This window comes from Bradyrhizobium sp. 31Argb (genome assembly GCF_043638955.1).
In the GTDB taxonomy this organism is placed as follows: Bacteria; Pseudomonadota; Alphaproteobacteria; order Rhizobiales; family Xanthobacteraceae; genus Bradyrhizobium.
On sequence record NZ_JBEGDB010000466.1, the window covers coordinates 1 to 3461 of the forward strand.

Sequence of the window (3461 nt, forward strand, 5' to 3'; positions counted from 1 at the left end):
TTCGCTAATCCTTCGCCGTCATCAGGCTGGATAGAGGACTTCCACCTCCAAGCTGTCGTTCATACTCGGCACACCGCGATGGATTGCTTCGCTGCGCTCGCAATGACGGGGAGGGAGCGACCCGCAATCCTATTCCTTGATTGCCGTTTTTCGTGATATCACCGGCCGTTGGCGTGTGATCCGGCCAAAAGTGCGCTTGGCCGAGATCGCGCATCAGTTGCGGGGACAATCGGGTATGACATCGCAATCGGTCGGGGGCCTGTTGGGCGCCATCGTCGCGGTCATCGTGTTGGGGGCGGCGGTCGTGTATGGGCCGATCGGGCAGATGGGCAAGCCCGCCAAACCGCCCGCGGCGCAGCCGCCGGCGGCCACAGCGCAACCGGCACCCGCCGAGCCGGCCCCGAGGGGGCCGGTGATTCGGGAGGTGCCGAACTAGCGTGAGCGCCCCGCACAGCCCCTTGCGGAAGCGTACAGCGGTTCCTATCTAGTTGTTAACGGCGCCGTCGCAGTCTGAAGGGCTCTGGCGTCGGGACGACCACGTAATAGCAAGGCAGCGCCGGATGTACGCGCGCCTGTTGTTCGTGGTCGTTGGCATTTTTGGGCGTCTCCAGGCCCTTTTTCCCGCATTCTGGCCGGCGTTTAGGGCTTCCCGCGGCTCGGCGGCGCGGATATACGCTTGGCCGCCATGAATGACGCCATCAAACCGGGCCCCGAAATCCCGTCGCAGGCCGTTGGTTTGCCGCTTCTTTCGGTTGTCGTCCCCACCTTCAACGAGCGTGACAACGTCACCGTCCTGTACCGGCGGCTGGAGACGACGCTCGCCGGTATCCCCTGGGAGGTCGTCTTCGTCGACGACAACTCCCCTGATGGAACCTGGGAGGTGGTGCGCAGCCTGGCGCGGCAGGATTCGCGCGTGCGCTGCGTCCGCCGGGTCGGGCGGCGCGGGCTCTCCGGCGCCTGCATCGAGGGCATCCTGGCCTCCAGCGCCCCCTATGCCGTGGTGATGGACGCCGACCTGCAGCATGACGAGACGCAACTGCCGAAGATGGTCGATCTGCTGCGGAGCGGGAAGGCCGATCTCGTGGTCGGCAGCCGCTATATCGAGGGCTACCGGGCCGAGGGGTTCGACAAGCAGCGCGCTGGCGCCAGCGCCTTCGCCACCGAGATCGCGCGCCGTTTGCTGCGGGTCGACATCGCCGATCCCATGAGCGGCTTCTTCGCGATCCGCCGCGACCGCTTCGAGGAGCTGGCCCCAGACCTCTCGACGCAAGGCTTCAAGATCCTGCTCGACGTCGTCGCCACCGCGCAGGGCAAGCTGCGCGCGGTGGAGATTCCCTATACGTTCGGTTCGCGGCAGCACGGCGAGAGCAAGCTCGATTCCATGGTCGCGCTGGATTTCCTCGGCCTCGTGCTTGCGAAGCTGACCCACGACGTCATCTCGCTCCGCTTCGTGCTGTTCGGCCTGGTCGGCTCGCTCGGCCTGCTCGTGCATCTGGCCGCGTTATACGTCGCGCTGGAAGTATTCGGCGCGCCGTTTCCGGAGGCGCAGGCGACCGGCGCGATCGTCGCGATGACCAGCAACTTCGTCCTGAACAATTTCCTGACCTATCGCGACCAGCGGCTGAAGGGCTTTGCGATCCTGCGCGGCCTGTTGCTGTTCTATCTCGTCTGCAGCGTCGGCCTGCTCGCCAATGTCGGCGTCGCCTTCTCGGTCTACGACCAGGAGCCGATCTGGTGGCTTGCGGGCGCGGCCGGCGCGCTGATGGGCGTGGTCTGGAATTACGCGATGTCCGGACTGTTCGTCTGGCGCAAGCGATGATCGGGACATGAATCCGAACGAGGCGAGTCTCGTCCGTACGACCGTCGTGACCGTCGTCGGGCTCGTCCTGCTGCGGCTTCTCGCCGCCGCCGTTACGCCAATCACCTTCGACGAAGCCTATTACTGGATGTGGTCGAAGCATCTGGCCGGCGGCTATTACGATCATCCGCCGATGGTTGCGCTGGTGATCCGCGCCGGCACGCTGATTGCCGGAGATACCGAGCTCGGCGTGCGGCTGGTCTCGATCCTGCTGGCGCTGCCGATGAGCTGGGCCGTCTATCGCTCATCCGAGATCCTGTTCGGCGGCACGCGTGTGGCGGCGAGCGCGGCGATCCTGCTCAACGCCACCTTGCTGGCCGCGGTTGGCACCATGATCGTGACCCCGGATGCGCCGCTTCTGGTCTCGGCAAGCCTGCTGCTATTCGCGCTCGCCAAGGTGCTTCAGACCGGGCAGGGCGCATGGTGGCTTGCGGTCGGCGCCGCCGCCGGCGCTGCGCTCCTGTCAAAATACACCGCGCTGTTTTTCGGTCCTGCGATCCTGATCTGGCTCGCCGTGGTGCCAAAGCTGCGGCGCTGGTTCCTGTCGCCCTGGCTCTATCTCGGCGGCGTGGTTGCGCTGTTGATGTTCGCGCCCGTCATCCTCTGGAACGCCGACCACCACTGGGTCTCCTTCATCAAGCAGATGGGGCGGGCGCGCATCGAGGATTTCAGGCTGGCCTTCATCGGTGAACTGATCCCGACCCAGATCGCGTTTGCGACGCCGCTGGTCTTCATCCTCGGCGCGATGGGGTTGCATGCGCTGGCGTTCCGCCGCACTGGCGCCTTCGCCTCGCGCCTGCTCGTCAATCTGATGTTCTGGATCATCGTGGTCTATTTCATCTGGCACTCGCTGCATGCGCGTGTCGAGGCCAACTGGTTCGCACCGGTCTATCCGGCCTTCACGGTCGCGGCTGCCGTGGCCGCGACGATGGTGCCGTGGGAGGGACGCTGGCAGCGGCTTGCCGATGTCTGCCGCCGCTGGGCGGTGCCGACCGGGATCGTGATGTTCGTGCTGCTGATCGTGCAGGCCAATACTGGCGTGCTCTCGCTCTATCGCCGCGATGCCACCGTGCGCAGCGTCGGCGTCGGCTGGCACGAAACCGCGGCGGAGATCGAAGCGGCGCGCGCGCGTATTGGTGCGACCTGCGTGCTGGCGCCGGATTACGGCACCACGGGCTGGCTTACCTTCTATCTGCCGAAGGGCACCTGCGTCGCGCAGCAGACCCAGCGCTATCGCTGGGGCAACGTGTCAGAGCCGAGCGCGGCCGAGCTTGCCGGAAAGCTGCTCTATGTCCATGAAGCTGGGCCAGGGGATCCGCCGTTCCTGAAGGAGATGTTCTCCCAAGTGGAGAGGATCGCCGAGGTGCAGCGCAAACGCGGCCCGCTCGTGATCGAGACCTACGCGCTCTATCTCCTGGAAGGACCGAAGGGCGACGTCTTCGACCGCTCGCCGCCGCCGGAACTGCAGTAGCGCGCTCTTGCCGCAAACGATGGCCTCATACCCCGCGCATGCGGGGTATCCAGTACGGTGTGCCGAGTATGAACGACAGCTTGGAGGTGGAAGTCCTCTATCCAGCCTGATGACGGCGAAGGATTAGCGAAG

3 protein-coding genes are annotated in these 3461 nt (G+C 65.4%); all 3 read left to right on the forward strand.

The window, feature by feature from the left end:
• Nucleotides 1-235: 235 nt before the first annotated feature.
• The 3 genes from AAFX91_RS40050 (at nt 236) to AAFX91_RS40060 (ending at nt 3329) form a co-directional block, all read left to right on the forward strand.
• Nucleotides 236-436 (forward strand): hypothetical protein, encoded by a 201-nt coding sequence (locus AAFX91_RS40050; protein ID WP_282527271.1) that lies wholly within the window; start codon nt 236-238, stop codon nt 434-436.
• Between the two features lie 249 nt (nt 437-685).
• Nucleotides 686-1819 (forward strand): glycosyltransferase family 2 protein, encoded by a 1134-nt coding sequence (locus AAFX91_RS40055; RefSeq protein WP_130581727.1) that lies wholly within the window; start codon nt 686-688, stop codon nt 1817-1819.
• A gap of 7 nt (nt 1820-1826) precedes the next feature.
• Nucleotides 1827-3329: a glycosyltransferase family 39 protein gene (locus tag AAFX91_RS40060; protein ID WP_394570175.1), complete on the forward strand. Its 1503-nt coding sequence runs from the start codon at nt 1827-1829 to the stop codon at nt 3327-3329.
• Nucleotides 3330-3461 lie beyond the last annotated feature (132 nt).